The 16,311-nt window shown below is 65.4% G+C and carries 10 protein-coding genes; 7 read left to right on the forward strand and 3 right to left on the reverse strand.

The window, feature by feature from the left end; translation table 11 throughout:
* Positions 1 to 43: 43 nt before the first annotated feature.
* A complete protein-coding gene (gene thiI, locus RCF34_RS11690; RefSeq protein ID WP_308708322.1) occupies positions 44 to 1,498 on the reverse strand; it encodes a tRNA uracil 4-sulfurtransferase ThiI in 1,455 nt (484 codons plus the stop codon).
* Between the two features lie 384 nt (positions 1,499 to 1,882).
* Between thiI and glnA the strand changes: the two genes are divergently transcribed.
* The 5 genes from glnA (at position 1,883) to ntrC (ending at position 7,282) form a co-directional block, all read left to right on the forward strand.
* Positions 1,883 to 3,289 carry a glutamate--ammonia ligase gene (gene glnA / locus RCF34_RS11695; RefSeq protein WP_017639449.1) on the forward strand — a complete coding sequence of 469 codons (1,407 nt, stop codon included), beginning with the start codon at positions 1,883 to 1,885 and terminating at the stop codon, positions 3,287 to 3,289.
* Positions 3,290 to 3,449: 160 nt separating this feature from the next.
* Complete coding sequence (locus RCF34_RS11700; RefSeq protein WP_308708323.1) at positions 3,450 to 3,968, forward strand: DUF4124 domain-containing protein; 519 nt, start codon at positions 3,450 to 3,452, stop codon at positions 3,966 to 3,968.
* Positions 3,968 to 4,603 carry a DUF4124 domain-containing protein gene (locus tag RCF34_RS11705; protein ID WP_308708324.1) on the forward strand — a complete coding sequence of 212 codons (636 nt, stop codon included), beginning with the start codon at positions 3,968 to 3,970 and terminating at the stop codon, positions 4,601 to 4,603. Before RCF34_RS11700 ends, RCF34_RS11705 begins: the two co-directional genes overlap by 1 nt.
* Before the next feature lie 171 nt (positions 4,604 to 4,774).
* Positions 4,775 to 5,839: a nitrogen regulation protein NR(II) gene (glnL, locus tag RCF34_RS11710; RefSeq protein WP_308708325.1), complete on the forward strand. Its 1,065-nt coding sequence runs from the start codon at positions 4,775 to 4,777 to the stop codon at positions 5,837 to 5,839.
* A 12-nt stretch (positions 5,840 to 5,851) separates the two neighbouring features.
* Positions 5,852 to 7,282, forward strand: coding sequence for a nitrogen regulation protein NR(I) (gene ntrC / locus RCF34_RS11715; protein WP_007161316.1), 1,431 nt, complete (start codon positions 5,852 to 5,854; stop codon positions 7,280 to 7,282).
* A gap of 1,080 nt (positions 7,283 to 8,362) precedes the next feature.
* On the opposite strand, the gene RCF34_RS11720 is transcribed toward ntrC, so the two are convergent.
* A complete protein-coding gene (locus tag RCF34_RS11720) occupies positions 8,363 to 8,920 on the reverse strand; it encodes a hypothetical protein (protein ID WP_308708326.1) in 558 nt (185 codons plus the stop codon).
* 72 nt (positions 8,921 to 8,992) lie between these two features.
* Here RCF34_RS11720 and RCF34_RS11725 point away from each other — a divergent pair, with 72 nt between their 5' ends.
* Positions 8,993 to 9,460, forward strand: a complete 468-nt coding sequence (locus tag RCF34_RS11725) for a tRNA (cytidine(34)-2'-O)-methyltransferase (protein ID WP_308708327.1) — start codon at positions 8,993 to 8,995, stop codon at positions 9,458 to 9,460.
* 76 nt (positions 9,461 to 9,536) lie between these two features.
* Positions 9,537 to 11,885 (forward strand): FdhF/YdeP family oxidoreductase, encoded by a 2,349-nt coding sequence (locus tag RCF34_RS11730; protein ID WP_308708328.1) that lies wholly within the window; start codon positions 9,537 to 9,539, stop codon positions 11,883 to 11,885.
* Positions 11,886 to 12,109: 224 nt separating this feature from the next.
* Here RCF34_RS11730 and putA read toward each other — a convergent pair whose 3' ends face one another.
* Complete coding sequence (gene putA / locus RCF34_RS11735; protein ID WP_308708329.1) at positions 12,110 to 16,078, reverse strand: trifunctional transcriptional regulator/proline dehydrogenase/L-glutamate gamma-semialdehyde dehydrogenase; 3,969 nt, start codon at positions 16,076 to 16,078, stop codon at positions 12,110 to 12,112.
* Positions 16,079 to 16,311 lie beyond the last annotated feature (233 nt).

A 16,311-nucleotide genomic window follows, 5' to 3' on the forward strand; every position in this document is an offset into this window, starting at 1 on the left:
GGGAGGGCGGTGGCGGATACTGCCACCCAGCAGGCCCGGCTGCTTAGGCCGGACGATAAACGCGCACATTGGCGTGCCCTTCGGTGAGCAGGTGATGGGCGTGCAGCCGGCTCATCACCCCGCGGTCGCAATAAAGGAGGTACTGGCGATTCTCGTCCAGTTCCTTGAAACGGCTGTTCAGCGCGAAGAACGGCATGGTCTGCACCTCGATGCCGGGTAGCTCCAGCGGCAGGTCTTCCTGGGCGTCGGGATGGCGAATGTCCACCACGATCTGCCCGGGCAGCGGCTGGTCCACCTCTTCCACCTGCACGTCCTTGCCCAGCTCCTCAATCACCTTGTCGACGGTGATGAAACGCGCGCGTTCCAGGGCGGCGTCGAGCACCGCCAGGTCGAACTTGCCTTCCTCGTGCTCCACCCGCAGGGCCTTGGCCTTGGTGGTGGGATTCACCGAGATGATGCCGCAGTACTCGGGCATGTGCTTGGCGAAGTCGGCGGTGCCGATGCGCTGGGCAGTGTCGATGATGTCCTGCTTGTGGCTGGCCAGCAGCGGGCGCAGCACCAGGGTATCGGTGGCCTTGTCGATCACCGCCAGGTTGGTCAGGGTCTGGCTGGAGACCTGGGAGACGGCTTCGCCGGTCACCAGCGCCTCGATCTGCAGCTGCTCGGCGATACGACTGGCCGCGCGCAGCATCATGCGCTTGAGGATCACGCCCATGTGGCTGTCGTCGCACTGGGTGAGGATCTGCCCCACCACTTCTTCGAAGGGCACGCTGATGAACAGCACGCGCTGGGAGCGCCCGTACTTCTCCCAAAGATAGTGGGCCACTTCCATCACGCCCAGCTCGTGGGCGCGCCCGCCGAGGTTGAAGAAGCAGAAATGGCTGACCATCCCGCGTCTCATCATCTGGTAGGCGGCCACGGTGGAGTCGAAGCCACCGGACATCAGCACCAGCACCTGCTCCAGGGCGCCCAGCGGATAGCCGCCCAGCCCTTCGTGGTGCTCGTCGATGATGAACAGCCGCTGGTCGCGGATCTCCAGGCGAACGGTCACCTCGGGATTCTTCAGGGCGATGCCGGCGCCGCCGCAGCGCTCGCGCAGGCCACCGCCGACATGGCGCTCCACATCCATCGAGGAGAAGCCGTGGCGACCGGCACGCTTGCAGCGCACCGAGAACACCTTGCCGCGTACCCGCTCGCCGAAATGGCGCACGCAGAGTTCAAGGATGGTCTCGAAGTCGCCCAGCGGATACTCGTGCACCTCGAGGAACTGGCCGATGCCAGGGGTGCAGGCCAGGCGCTGCTTCATTTCCGCCAGCAGCCGCGGCTCGTCGAGCGCGGTCTCCAGGGTGATGTTGTCCCAGACCCCTTCCACGCGGACATCCGGATCCAGATCGCGCAGCACGACACGAATGTTCTTCACCAGCTGGCGAATGAAATTCTTGCGCACCGGGCGACTCTTGATGGTGATTTCCGGAAAGACCTTGACGATGAGCTTCATGAGCGGGAGACGGGGGCGGGTAACGCGAAAGAAAAGGGCGAATATCATACCTGAAAACCATCACGCACTCGAATCCAGCCGACAAAATCACCTGCGGCGCCATTTGAGTGCAGGAATGATTTTATGAGCACCAATTTGGTGCGTAGATGCGTCGCTGATTGGCTTGAAAACGGCATGGCTGGCGTCAGGAAGGGCTTCCAGCCCATTTGAGGGCACTGGCATACAACTTGCTCTCTTGTGAGGCAGCCGCCCCTGGGCCAGCATAGGGCGCTTTTCGTGGAACGCCGGTCGCTGACCAGGCAGTACGGGAGCGCCCCTCAAGGGCACAGCTGATACCGGGAGTACCGCCAACCGCTCCCGGCCGAAATTCCTCTGGAGGAAACCATGTCGAAGGCTGTTCAACTGATCAAAGAAAACGACGTGAAGTGGGTAGACCTGCGCTTCACCGACACCAAAGGCAAGCAGCAACACGTCACCATGCCGGCGCGTGACGCGCTGGACGAAGACTTCTTCGCCCACGGCAAGATGTTCGACGGCTCCTCCATCGCCGGCTGGAAAGGCATCGAAGCCTCCGACATGATCCTGCTGCCCGACGACAGCACCGCCGTTCTGGATCCGTTCACCGAAGAGCCGACCCTGATCCTGGTCTGCGACATCATCGAACCCTCCACCATGCAGCCCTACGAGCGCGACCCCCGCGGTATCGCCCGTGCTGCCGAGGAATACCTGAAGTCCACCGGCATCGGCGACACCGTGTTCGTCGGCCCGGAGCCAGAGTTCTTCATCTTCGACGAAGTGAAGTTCAAGTCGGACATTTCCGGCTCCATGTTCAAGATCTTCTCCGAGCAGGCGTCCTGGAACACCGATGCCGACTTCGAGTCCGGCAACAAGGGCCACCGTCCGGGCGTCAAGGGCGGCTACTTCCCGGTACCGCCGGTCGATCACGACCACGAAATCCGTACCGCCATGTGCAACGCCCTGGAAGAGATGGGCCTGGTCGTGGAAGTCCACCACCACGAAGTGGCGACCGCTGGCCAGAACGAGATCGGTGTGCAGTTCAACACCCTGGTCAAGAAGGCCGACGAGACCCAGACCCTGAAGTACGTCGTGCACAACGTGGCCGATGCCTACGGCAAGACCGCCACCTTCATGCCCAAGCCCCTGTACGGCGACAACGGCTCCGGCATGCACGTGCACATGTCCATCTCCAAGGATGGCAAGAACACCTTCGCCGGCGAAGGCTATGCCGGCCTGTCCGATACCGCCCTGTACTTCATCGGCGGCATCATCAAGCACGGCAAGGCGCTGAACGGCTTCACCAACCCGTCCACCAACAGCTACAAGCGTCTGGTGCCCGGCTTCGAAGCCCCGGTCATGCTGGCCTACTCGGCCCGTAACCGCTCCGCCTCCATCCGTATCCCCTATGTGTCGAGCCCGAAAGCCCGCCGCATCGAAGCCCGCTTCCCGGATCCGGCTGCCAACCCCTACCTGTGCTTCGCCGCCCTGCTGATGGCCGGCCTGGACGGGATCCAGAACAAGATCCACCCCGGCGATGCCGCCGACAAGAACCTGTACGATCTGCCGCCGGAAGAAGGCAAGAAGATCCCGCAGGTCTGCGGCAGCCTGAAGGAAGCCCTGGAAGCCCTGGACGCCGGTCGTGCGTTCCTGACCAAGGGCGGCGTCTTCACCGACGAGTTCATCGATGCCTACATCGAGCTGAAGTCCGAGGAAGAGATCAAGGTGCGTACCTTCGTGCACCCGCTGGAATACGACCTGTACTACAGCGTCTGATCCCTCTGCGGTAACGCCAAGAGGCCTCCTTCGGGAGGCCTTTTCTTTTGCCCAGGGAAAACCGCCGCGACCGACGCCGGCACGGAGCGGCCGAGCTGCCTACCTGCCCACACGACGCGCCTGCTACCCTTGATCTTCATCGCCCGGCCGAGATTCCGCCATGCCTCGCCTGCTTGCCTGCTGTCTGCTCTGCCTCACCTGCTCCGCCCAGGCCGCGATCTACCAGTCGGTGGATGCCGAAGGCAACACGGTATTCAGCGACCAGCCCTCGGCCAATGCCAAGGCGGTGCAGGTGGCGCCCACCAACACCGTGGACAATCCACGGCCGGCGCCGCCCATCCCCAGCGCTCCGGCGGCGGCGACCCCGGCCGGTCCGGCCTTCAGCCGCCTGGAGCTCAATGTGCCCGACGATGAGGCCATCCGCGCCAACAACGGCACCTTCTCGGTGGGGGTAGCCGTGGAACCGGCCCTGGGCCCGGGGCAGTCGCTGCAATTGCTGGTGGACGACGCACCCTATGGCAGCCCCGGCCAGAGCACCCGCTTCGGCGTGGCCAACCTGGAGCGCGGCGAGCACCGCTTCGCCGCCCAGGTGCTGTCCGGCACCGGTGAGGTGATCCAGACCAGTGCCGAGAAGACCGTGACCGTGCAGCGCATCAGCGTCAACAGCCCGGCCCGCTGATGCGTCCGCTCCTGATCCTGCTGCTCTGCCTGCTGCCGCCTGCCCAGGCGGCGGTCTACAGCTATGTCGACAAGGAAGGCAATCGCGTCTACACCGACCAGCCACCCAAGGGCGTCAAGGCCACCCAGGTGCCGATCACGGTGCCCAACAACCTCAACCAGCAGGGCCAGCCGATCCGCAAGCTGAGTCCGGCACCCGCCGCCCCGGTGGCCAGGACGCCCAAGGCGGCGCCCTTCCGCTACCAGATGCTGCGCATCCTGGTGCCTGAGCCCGATGCCACGGTGATCGATCAGGAAGGCCAGCTCATCGTCAGCCTGGTCAGCGAGCCGGCGTTGCAGTCGGGGCACAGCTACCGGCTGCTGCTGGACGACAGGGAAGCCGGTGCCGGGCGCAGCCCGGTGTTTCCCCTGGGCAACCTGGATCGCGGCACCCACAGCCTGGTGGCGGAGATCCTCGCCGCCGATGGCAACGTGCTGGAGCGGACGCCCGCCCAACCCTTCCATCTGCGCCGCCCTTCCCTGGAGCAGAAACGCCGCGCCCATCCCTGCACGGACAAGGACTGGGGCAAGCGACCTGAATGCCCAATGGACATGAAACCGCCCGAACCCAGGAAATCCTGGCTACCCTTCCTCTAGCGCACCTATTTGGTGCGCTTTTTCATTGTGCACCATCTTGATACAAATCCGGTTCTGCTCCACCCGTCGCGCGGCGGCTGTTAGTGCACGTTACAGCCATCTGCCCTAACTCGGGGCGTCTTGGTTTGCTTCTTGCATTTTCCTATCGTCCCTATAGCGCTGTGGCCCCTCATGCCTACCGACGTCATCCACCGACTCCTGCTCGACAACCTCACCACCGCGGTCATCCTGCTCGATGCGGAGTTGCGTCTGGAGTACATGAACCCGGCGGCCGAGATGCTGCTGGCCATCAGTGGCCAGCGCAGCCATGGCCAGTTCATCAGCGAGCTGTTCACCGAATCGCCCGAGGCCCTGCAGGCACTGCGTCAGGCGGTGGATCATGCCCATCCCTTCACCAAGCGCGAGGCGCTGCTGATCTCCACCTCGGGCAACAGCCTCACGGTGGACTATGCGGTAACCCCGATCCTGGATCGCCACAACACCCTGCTGCTGCTGGAAGTCCATCCGCGCGACCGACTGCTGCGCATCACCAAGGAAGAGGCGCAGATCTCCAAGCAGGAGACCACCAAGCTGCTGGTGCGCGGCCTGGCCCACGAGATCAAGAATCCCCTTGGTGGCATCCGCGGCGCGGCCCAGCTGCTGGCGCGCGAGTTGCCGGAAGAGGCGCTCAAGGACTACACCAACGTCATCATCGAGGAAGCGGATCGCCTGCGGAATCTGGTCGACCGCATGCTCGGCTCCAACAAGCTGCCCAAGCTGGCCGTCACCAACGTGCACGAGGTGCTCGAACGGGTCTGCAGCCTGGTGGAAGCGGAAAGCCAGGGGCTGATCAACCTGGTGCGTGACTACGACCCGAGCATTCCCGATCTGATGATCGACCGCGAGCAGATGATCCAGGCGGTGCTCAACATCGTGCGCAACGCCATGCAGGCCATCTCCCAGCAGAACGAACTGCGCCTGGGCCGGGTGACCCTGAGAACCCGCACCCTGCGCCAGTTCACCATCGGCCACCACCGCCATCGCCTGGTGTGCAAGGTGGAGATCACCGACAACGGTCCGGGCATCCCCCAGGACCTGCAGGAAACCATCTTCTATCCCATGGTCAGCGGTCGCCCCGACGGCACCGGCCTCGGGCTCGCCATCACCCAGAACATCATCACCCAGCACCAGGGGCTGATCGAGTGTGAAAGCCATCCTGGCCACACCGCCTTCAGCATCTTCCTGCCGCTGGAATAACGAGGAGTACGCATGAGCCGTCAGGAGACCGTCTGGATCGTCGACGACGACCGTTCCATCCGCTGGGTCCTGGAAAAAGCCCTGCAACAGGAGGGCATGACCACCGTCGCCTTCGACAGTGCCGACAGCGTCATGACCCGCCTCGGCCGCCAGCAGCCGGACGTGGTGATATCGGACATCCGCATGCCGGGGACCAGTGGCCTGGACCTGCTGTCGCGCATCCGCGAGATGCACCCGCGCCTGCCGGTCATCATCATGACCGCCCACTCCGACCTGGACAGCGCCGTGGCCTCCTACCAGGGCGGCGCCTTCGAATACCTGCCCAAACCCTTCGACGTCGACGAAGCCGTGGCCCTGGTCAAGCGCGCCGGACAGCACGCCCAGGAGCAGCAGGGCTTCGCCGAGCCGGCGCACCTGACCCGTACCCCGGAGATCATCGGCGAGGCGCCGGCGATGCAGGAGGTGTTCCGCGCCATCGGCCGCCTCTCGCACTCCAACATCACGGTACTGATCAATGGCGAGTCCGGTACCGGCAAGGAGCTGGTCGCCCACGCCCTGCACCGCCACAGTCCGCGCGCCGCGGCGCCCTTCATCGCCCTGAACATGGCCGCCATCCCCAAGGACCTGATGGAGTCCGAGCTGTTCGGCCATGAGAAAGGCGCCTTCACCGGCGCCGCCGCCCAGCGCAGGGGCCGCTTCGAGCAGGCCGATGGCGGCACCCTGTTCCTCGACGAGATCGGCGACATGCCGGCCGACACCCAGACCCGCCTGCTGCGGGTACTGGCCGATGGCGAGTTCTATCGCGTCGGCGGCCATACCCCGGTCAAGGTGGACGTGCGCATCATCGCCGCCACCCACCAGAATCTCGAAGGCCTGGTGCGGGAGGGCAAGTTCCGCGAAGACCTCTTCCACCGCCTCAATGTCATCCGCATCCACATCCCGCGCCTGGCCGATCGCCGCGAGGACATCCCCGCCCTCGCCCGCCACTTCCTCGCCCGCGCTGCCCAGGAACTGGCGGTGGAGCCCAAGACCCTACGTGGCGAGACCGAGGAATACATGAAGGGCCTGCCCTGGCAGGGCAACGTGCGCCAGCTGGAGAACACCTGTCGCTGGATCACGGTGATGGCCTCTAGCCGCGAGGTGCTGATCGACGACCTGCCGCCGGAGCTGCTCAACCAGCCCCAGGACGCCGCCCCCGCCGCCAACTGGGAGCAGGCGCTACGCCAATGGGCCGACCAGGCGCTCACCCGTGGTCAATCCAGCCTGCTGGACAACGCCGTGCCGGCCTTCGAACGCATCATGATCGAGACCGCCCTCAAGCACACCGCCGGCCGCCGCCGCGACGCCGCCGTCCTGCTGGGTTGGGGGCGTAATACCCTGACCCGCAAGATCAAGGAATTGGGCATGAAGGTCGATGGGCCGGATGAAGAGGGGGAGGACTGAGAGTTCTCCATGGTGCGGTAGGTCGGGCTGAGCGATAGCGAAGCCCAACGCTTTGGACTAATGGTGCCCTAGCCGGTTACCGAGTTTTGCTGGAACTCCTTGTTTCGCTCTCCCGAGCGACTCACTTTTGCCAGTCGCGGCAAAAGTAAGCAAAAACGCTTGCCCCGGCCTTCCGCTTCGCTCCAGGTCCGCTCACACCAGCGCCGTTCCAGGGTCGGTCCAGATGGGCCATCCCTGGCCCACTGGACCTCTCGCCGCATCCATGCGGCTCGACCCACTCCACGACACTGGCGTTCGCCCTCCTGAACGGGGCGATTCGCCAGCCTGAAAGGGTTGGTTGAAGAGCCCGCGGGGTGGACAATGGCGCAGCCTTGTCCACGCAGGAAGCGTTACTCCCTCAGTGAAGAACGCTGTGCGGTTTTCCACGCTACAAGGGTGTAAGCACCAGACATCAGGCTTGCGCCCGTCCCCGTCAGTGAGGCCGAGTGCAGGTGTCGCGGAAGGGGGTGCGAGGCAGGACGCCGAGCAAGGCGCGAGGGGCAGGATGCCCCTTCGTGCCGTACCCCTGGAGCGGCGCCGGAGCGAGGGGACCCGGAGCGCAGCGGAGGGCCGAAACGTGGGGACAGCGTTTTTGGTTACTTTTGCCGCGATTGGCAAAAGTGACTCGCCCGGGCGGGCGAAATAAAACCCTCAGCAAACCGCGATGATCAGCTTAGGCCGTGATAAGCCCAACCCCAAAACGTTGGGCTTCGCTAACGCTCAACCCCGCCTACAAAATCCTCAACACCACCTAACCCAAAACTTGGCACACCTCCTGCAATATCCTAGGTAACTACCCTTTTGGGGACCTCGGTACAGGCAGGCTGGGGAATCCCCTCTTTTCTTCTTGAGGCCATCACCGAACGTGATGGCCTCTTTTTTTGCCCGCGAAAAGCCGGAAACCCAGCGGCAGCGCGCCTTTGGCGAGTTTCCGAGATAACCCAGGTCGATCAGCGAAGGTTCGTCACCCGTGATACCCAGCAGCAAAGAGCGTTCAGCTCTGGTGCAGCGCCGCAGTCTTTTGCCTGATAACGGGGCATTTCAGGGTGTCAGCGGGACCTCGATGTGCAGCACCCAGTCCTCGCCTTCTTCCACGATCCGATCGCTGGCCTGCAAGGCGCCGCCGACGCCTACCAGCAAAACCTTCAGGTCCTGTCCGTCCTGGCGCACGGTCCAGGAAAAGTTGCCGCCCGGCCGCGCCACCCGCCCCTGGCGTTCGCCACCATCCCAGCGGGCCCGAGGCAGGCGCAGGCTGAGGGCGCCCTCGGGGCGATAGCGTTCGTAGAACAGCGAGCGGTCGGCGGTGATCAGCAATTCGAAGCGGCCGGCTTCCTGGCGACTGTCCACGCCCAGGATGACCGGGCGGCGGGCCTCGGCCGACCAGGGATCGGGGTGGGTGCGCTGGTACACCAGCTGGCCGATGATCATGCCGAACAACCCGGCGCCCAGGGCCGCCGAGGCCAGCCAGAGGGTCAGGCGCTGGCGCTGGCCCCGCCATTCGGCCTTGAGCAGGTCGGGATCTTCCACCCGCGCCAGTTCGTCCCGGCGGGCACGCTGTTCGCGCAGCAGCCAGTCGACCAGCCGGCGCCAGCCCCTCATCGCCCTACCCCGCTCGCGACGGCGCGACGGCGGCGCAGTACCATAGGCGCTTTGCCAGGCGCCCTGCCCTTCATGTTCGACATCATCCTCTACCAACCGGAAATTCCGCCCAATACCGGCAACGTCATTCGCCTATGCGCCATCACCGGCTGCCGCCTGCACCTGATCGAGCCGCTGGGCTTCGCGCTGGACGACAAGAAATTGCGCCGCGCCGGCTTGGACTACCACGAGTGGTCCAGCGTGCGGACCCATGCCAGCCTCGCGGCCTGTATAGCAGATTTGCAGCCGCCCCGACTGCTGGCCTTCACCACCAAGGCCAGCCATCCCTTCACCGAGATCGCCTATGCCCCGGGCGACGCCCTGCTGTTCGGCCCGGAAAGTCGCGGCCTGCCGGCCGAGGTGCTGGAGTCCCTGCCGCCCGAACAGCGCCTGCGCCTGCCCATGCTGCCCAATCGCCGCAGCCTCAACCTGTCCAACACCGTGGCCGTGGCGGTCTACGAAGGCTGGCGCCAACTGGGCTTCGCCGCGCCGTCGGGCTGACCGCCAGAACCTTCCCGCCAGACGCGTCGTCCCATGACCTACAGGCACATCGCCAGACCGTCACATGAGGCGCACCATGAGCAAGATCGGCAAACCCAAGGTTGAACGCTACGATGCGCCCTCCGGTGGCTGGGGCTCGGCGCGCTCGGTGACCGAGATTGTCCTGCGCGAACGAGTGCCGCTCAAATCCGGTGCCCTGCTGGCCCGGCAGAACAAGCATGGCGGCTTCGCCTGCGTGAGTTGTGCCTGGGCCAAGCCCGGCAAGCCTCACCCACTGGAATTCTGCGAGAACGGCGCCAAGGCCACCGCCTGGGAGGTCACCAGCAAGAGGTGCGGACCGGAATTCTTTGCCGGCCATTCCCTCACCGAACTGCGCGGTTGGCGCGACTACGATCTGGAAGAGGTCGGACGCCTGACCCACCCCCTGCGCTACGACGCCGCCAGCGACCGCTATCGCCCGGTGAGCTGGGCCGAAGCCTTCGCCGACATCGGCGCCGAACTCAAGGCATTGGATCCGGACTCGGTGATCTTCTACGCCTCGGGTCGCGCGGCGCTGGAGACCTCTTACCTCTATCAGCTCTATGCCCGCCTGTACGGCACCAACAATCTGCCGGACAGTTCCAACATGTGCCACGAGAGCACCTCGGTGGCCCTGCCCAAGAGCATCGGCGTGACCGTGGGCACCGTGACCCTCAACGACTTCGATCAGACCGACTGCCTGCTGTTCTTTGGTCAGAATCCGGGCAGCAACAGCCCGCGGATGTTGCATGACCTCCAGGAAGCCCGCAAACGTGGCGCGCCCATCATCACCTTCAACCCCCTGCGCGAACGTGGTCTGGAAACCTTCGTCAATCCGCAATCGCCGGTGGAAATGCTGACCGACCACCCCACCCAGATCAGCACCCAGTACCATCAGCTCAAGCCGGGTGGCGACCTCGCGGCCCTCACCGGCATGTGCAAGGCGTTGCTGACCGCCGATGATCAGGCCCGCGAACAAGGTCAGCCCGCCGTGCTCGACCATGCCTTCATCGCCGAGCACTGCCATGGCTTCGCCGACTTCTGCGAATGGCTGCAACGCCAGGAGTGGGCGCAGCTGGAGCGCCAGTCGGGCCTTACCCGCAGCGCTCTGGAAGCCGCCGCCGCCGTCTATGCCCGCTGCCAGAAGGTCATCGGCGTCTATGGCATGGGGCTGACCCAGCATCGCTACGGGGTGGAAACCATCCAGATGCTGGCCAACCTGCTGCTGCTGCGCGGCAACCTCGGCAAGCCTGGCGCCGGTATCTGTCCGGTCCGGGGCCATTCCAATGTCCAGGGCCAGCGCACCGTGGGTATCACCGAAAAACCGGAACTGGCGCCGCTGAAGCAGCTGGGCGAGCGCTTCGGCTTCACCCCGCCGCAAGACAAGGGCCGCAATACCGTAGAGGCCTGCGAAGGCATCCTCGACGGCTCGGTGAAGGCCTTCATCGGCCTGGGCGGCAACTTCCTGCGCGCCATTCCGGAGACCAGCCTGATGGAGCCCGCCTGGCGCACCCTGCGCCTGTCGGTACAGATCGCCACCAAGCTCAACCGCAATCATCTGGTGCCGGCGGACAAGGCCTATCTGCTGCCCTGCCTGGGCCGTACCGAGATCGATCGTCAGCGCGGCGTGGAGCAGGCCCACAGCACCGAGGACAGCACTGGCTGCATCCACGGCTGGCGCGGCGCGGCCGAGCCGCCCGAGGGCGAGTTGCTGTCCGAGCCAGCCATCATCGCCGGGCTGGCCAAGGCTACCCTGCCGGACAACCCCAAGGTCACCTGGGATGCCTGGGTCGCTGACTATGGCCTGATCCGCGAAGAGATCGCCCGCTCCTTCCCGGAGATCTTCCATGACTTCAATGCCAGGATGTGGGAGGTGGGTGGCTTCCATCGCCCGCTGCCGGCGGCCAAACGCGAATGGAAGACCGAAACCGGCAAGGCCAACCTCATCGTGCCACGCAGCCTGGAAGAAGATCCGGACATGCCCGCGAGCGGGCGTGACGTCCTGACCCTGATGACGCTGCGCAGCAACGATCAGTTCAACACCACCATCTACGGCTATCACGATCGTTTCCGCGGCGTGAAGGGCACCCGTGCGGTGCTCTTCATGAATCGCAACGACATCGAACGCCTGGGCCTTGCCGAAGGCGACAAGGTGCAGGTGTCGACGGTCGCTGGCGACGGCGTGCGCCGTGAGGTAGGGCCGCTGCGAGTCACGCCCTACAACATCCCGGAAGGGGCCTGTGGCGGCTACTACCCCGAATGCAACGCACTGATTCCGCTCTGGCACCATGCCGAAGGCAGCAAGGTGCCGGCGGCCAAGGCCATCCCGGTACGCCTGAACAAGCTGATCGCCGCCAACGACGGCGGCTTTCCGGTGGAGCCGGAGGGGTATGGGGCGCAATACTGACGGCTAGCAGCCGGCGCGTGGCCGGGGATTGTTCTTAGCTACGTCAGGACAGCTCGGAAAACAAAAAGCCCAGCACTGACATGCAGGGCTTTTTGTTGCGCTCACCCTAACTCAAGGTACGAGTTCGAGCAGCCCGGTAAGTTGGGCTAAGACAGCTCACTGTCGAGGCCCAACGGATACACGAATGTCGGACTTCGCTGCATTCAGCCCAGCTCGACGATCCCTCAGCCAATGGTCATCAGACTTGCGTTGCCACCGGCCGCTGCCGTATTCACGCTCAAGGCGCGCTCGATGAGCAGGCGCTCCAGCGGAATGGCGGTCTCGCCACGGGCCAGGCCCTGGACGCCGACGATGGGTCCATTGCGCTTGGCCACCTGCTGGCAGACCTGGCGCAGTTGATCCGAATCACCGTGGTGCAGGACCGCTTCGAAGGCGACTTCGTCCTTGCGCCAGTCGGCCGCTACCTGCACCCGCGAGCGCACGGCGTGCGGCAGGCGCGTCAGGGTCGCCTTGTGGGCTTCCTCGACCAGGGCCGTGCTGCCCACCGCCATGACCGCCGCCAGTTGCAGCAACAGATCGCTGTCGTCGGCCGCCAGGCACAGCACTCGGCTGCGCGGCAGCAGGCTGTAGCTGTTGCGCTCGCCGGTCGGGCCCGGCAGCAGGCGGGTCAGGCCGCTCAGGGATTCCTCGGCGAATCTCAGGCAGGCCTGTTCCAGCTCGCCCAGGCCTTGCTGCTTGGCCCAGTCGTGCAGGGCACCCAGCGGATTGCCGGCCTGCTGGCGCAGCGCATCGCGCACCTGCCATTCGGTCTCACCGGTGCTGCCCTTGGCCAGGGCCACGGCGGGATCGCCATCCGGTCGGGTGCTGAGCAGGCGATAGAGGTACAGCGGGCCACCGGCCTTGGGACCGGTGCCGGAAAGGCCTTCGCCGCCGAAGGGCTGTACCCCGACCACCGCGCCGACCATGTTGCGGTTGACGTAGAGGTTGCCGGCATGGGCGCGCTCCACCACCTTGGCGATGGTCTCGTCGATGCGGGTGTGGACGCCAAAGGTCAGGCCGTAACCGGTGGCATTGATCTGGTCGATGACCTGGTCCAGGTCCTTGCGACCATAGCGCACCACGTGGAGCACCGGCCCGAAGACCTCGCGACCCAGCTCGGCCAGGCTCTCCAGCTCGATCAGGGTGGGCATGACGAAGGTGCCGCGGTGGATGGCATCGCCTTCCACCCGCCCGCCCTGGTGTACCCGACGGCCTTTGCCGCGCAGGGCCTGGATGTGCTTGTCGATGGTGGCCTTGGCCTCGCCGTCGATCACCGGGCCGATGTCGATGGCCAGGTTCTCCGGGTTGCCCAGACGACATTCCGCCATGGCGCCCTTGAGCATTTCCAGTACGCGATCGGCCACGTCCTCCTGCACGCAGAGCACGCGCAGGGCTGAGCAACGCTGACCGGCGCTGTCGAAGGCGGAGGCGACCACGTCGGCCACCACCTGCTCGGCCAGGGCCGAGGAGTCGACGATCATGGCGTTCTGGCCACCGGTCTCGGCGATCAGCGGGATCGGTCGGCCCTGGGCGTCCAGCCGTCCGGCGATGTTGCGCGCCAGGATCTGGGCCACCTCGGTGGAGCCGGTGAACATCACGCCCTTGACCCGCACATCGTTGACCAGGGCGGCGCCGATGGTGGCGCCCTCGCCCGGCAGCAGTTGCAGCACGCCCTCGGGGATGCCGGCTTCCAGCAGGAGGCGCACGGCCTGGGCGGCGATCAGCGGCGTCTGCTCGGCCGGCTTGGCCAGTACGGTGTTGCCGGCGGCCAGGGCCGCGGCGATCTGGCCGCTGAAGATGGCCAGGGGGAAGTTCCAGGGGCTGATGCAGACCACCGGGCCCAGCGGGCGGTGGCTGTCGTTGGCGAAGTCACGGCGTACCAGGGCGGCGTAGTAGCGCAGGAAGTCCACCGCCTCGCGCACCTCGGCGATGGCGTTGGCGTAAGTCTTGCCGGCCTCACGCACCAGCAGGCCCATCAGCGGCTGAAGTTGCGCCTCCATCAGTTCGGCGGCGCGATCCAGGGCCGCGGCGCGCTGCTCCGGCGGCGTGGATTGCCAGATGGGCGCGGCGGCCAGGGCCTCTTCCAGTGCGATGTCGACATCGGCGCGGGTGGCGTTGCTGACCTGGCCGACGCGATCGCGGCGATCGGCCGGATTGAGTACCGGCTGCGCAATCGACGGCTCGCTGGCACGACCCAGCAGCGGCCGGGCTTCCCAGGCGGTGTTGCCACTGGCCAGCAGCGCCGCCGACAGCGAACCCAGACGGTGTTCGCTGGACAGGTCCAGGCCGCTGGAATTGCAGCGCTCGGCGCCGTAGAGGGCGCTGGGATGGAGAATACGCGGATGCGGCAGGCCGATGGCGCCTTCGTTGGCGGATTGCTGCTCGATCTGCACCACCGGATCGGCCACCAACTCGTCCAGGGAGATGGAGTGGTCGGCGATGCGGTTGACGAAGGAAGTGTTGGCGCCGTTTTCCAGCAGGCGGCGGACCAGGTAGGCCAGCAGCGTCTCATGGGTGCCCACCGGGGCATAGATACGGCACGGACGCGCCAGCTTGCCGTCCTTGACGCTGCCCACCACCTGCTCGTACAGCGGCTCGCCCATGCCATGCAGGCACTGGAACTCGTACTGGCCGGGGTAGTAGTTCTGCCCGCCGAGCTGGTAGATGGCCGCCAGGGTGTGGGCATTGTGGGTGGCGAATTGCGGGTAGATGGATTCCGGCGCGGCCAGCAACTTGCGGGCACAGGCCAGGTAGGCCACGTCGGTGTAGACCTTGCGGGTATAGACCGGATAGCCCTCCAGGCCTTCCACCTGGGCGCGCTTGATCTCGCTGTCCCAGTAGGCGCCCTTGACCAGCCGGATCATCAGGCGGCGACGGCTGCGCTTGGCCAGGTCGATCAGGTAGTCGATCACCAGCGGGCAACGCTTCTGGTAGGCCTGGATGACGAAGCCGATGCCGTTCCAGCCGGCCAGTTGCGGCTCGAAGGACAGGCGCTCCAGCAGATCCAGGGAGATCTCCAGGCGATCGGCTTCCTCGGCGTCGATGTTCAGGCCGATGTCGTAGCGCTTGGCCAGCAGGGTCAGCTCCAGCAGGCGCGGGTAGAGCTCGCTCATCACCCGGTCGTACTGGGCGCGGCTGTAGCGCGGATGCAGCGCCGACAGCTTGATGGAGATGCCGGGACCTTCGTAGATGCCGCGACCATGGGAGGCCTTGCCAATGGAGTGGATGGCCTGCTCGTAGGAGGCCAGATAGCGGCGGGCGTCGGCCTCGGTCAGGGCGGCTTCACCGAGCATGTCGTAGCTGTAGCGAAAGCCCTTCGCCTCGAACTTGCTGGCGTTGGCCAGGGCCTCGGCGATGGTCTCGCCGGTGACGAACTGCTCGCCCATCAGGCGCATGGCCATGTCCACGCCCTTGCGGATCACCGGCTCGCCGCTCTTGCCGATGAGGCGATTGAGCGAGCTGGTGAGGCCAGCTTCGTTATGGGTCGAGACCAGGCGGCCGGTCAGCAGCAGGCCCCAGGTGGCGGCGTTGACGAACAGCGAGGGGCTGTTGCCCAGGTGCGGCTGCCAGTTGCCGGTGCTGATCTTGTCGCGGATCAGGGCATCGCGGGTGCCCTTGTCGGGGATGCGCAGCAGGGCTTCGGCCAGGCACATGAGGGCCACGCCCTCCTGGGACGACAGCGAGAATTCGCGGAGCAGGCTCTGCACCATTCCGGAGCGCCCGGTTGCACCCTTGGCGTTGCGCAGCTTCTCGGCGATGCGATGGGCCAATTCATGGGTAGCCTTGGCCTGGGCCGTGGGCAGGCGCGCCTGTTCCAGCAGCAGTGGCAGCAGCTCTTCTTCCGGCCGGCGATAGGCGGCGGTGATGGCCGAGCGCAGCACGGACTGCGGCAGGATGCTCTCGGCGAATTCCAGGAAGGGCTGGTAGACCGGATCGGCCAGGGCCTCGACGGCTTCGTTGTCGCCCTCGGCCAGACGCTGGGCGATGCCCTGCAGATCCGCCAGGGTCGCACCGCTTTCCAAGGTTTCCAGATAGGTATAGATGGCCTGCTTGATCAGCCAATGGGGCGTTCGATCGATACGGCGCGCGGCTTCCTTGAGGCGATCGCGGGTGGCTTCGTCGAGCTTTACGCCCAGGGTGGTGGTGGTGGCCATGCGCAGATCCTCAAGCAGAAGGCGTCGAAATTCGGCGCAGCTTAGCGCCACCCGAAATAAAAGTGCAACCAGGTGCAACCCTCAAGGTTCTACCGTCGATCCGGTTGCACCTAAAGCCGGTAACAGAACGCAAAGCTATGCAGAGATCAGGCCAAGGGTTGCTACCGGGTTGAACCCTTACCACAGGGGAGCCCGCCAGACGAAAAAGGACGAAGACAGATCGTTAGCCTGGC

The sequence above is a fragment of the Pseudomonas sp. 102515 genome (assembly GCF_031085165.1).
Taxonomy (GTDB): Bacteria; Pseudomonadota; Gammaproteobacteria; order Pseudomonadales; family Pseudomonadaceae; genus Chryseomonas.

Coding starts and splice junctions, on each gene's coding strand:
- thiI (WP_308708322.1), bottom strand. CDS start 1,498: ATGAAGCTCATCGTCAAGGTCTTTCCGGAAATCACCATCAAGAGTCGC.
- glnA (WP_017639449.1), top strand. CDS start 1,883: ATGTCGAAGGCTGTTCAACTGATCAAAGAAAACGACGTGAAGTGGGTA.
- RCF34_RS11700 (WP_308708323.1), top strand. CDS start 3,450: ATGCCTCGCCTGCTTGCCTGCTGTCTGCTCTGCCTCACCTGCTCCGCC.
- RCF34_RS11705 (WP_308708324.1), top strand. CDS start 3,968: ATGCGTCCGCTCCTGATCCTGCTGCTCTGCCTGCTGCCGCCTGCCCAG.
- glnL (WP_308708325.1), top strand. CDS start 4,775: ATGCCTACCGACGTCATCCACCGACTCCTGCTCGACAACCTCACCACC.
- ntrC (WP_007161316.1), top strand. CDS start 5,852: ATGAGCCGTCAGGAGACCGTCTGGATCGTCGACGACGACCGTTCCATC.
- RCF34_RS11720 (WP_308708326.1), bottom strand. CDS start 8,920: ATGAGGGGCTGGCGCCGGCTGGTCGACTGGCTGCTGCGCGAACAGCGT.
- RCF34_RS11725 (WP_308708327.1), top strand. CDS start 8,993: ATGTTCGACATCATCCTCTACCAACCGGAAATTCCGCCCAATACCGGC.
- RCF34_RS11730 (WP_308708328.1), top strand. CDS start 9,537: ATGAGCAAGATCGGCAAACCCAAGGTTGAACGCTACGATGCGCCCTCC.
- putA (WP_308708329.1), bottom strand. CDS start 16,078: ATGGCCACCACCACCACCCTGGGCGTAAAGCTCGACGAAGCCACCCGC.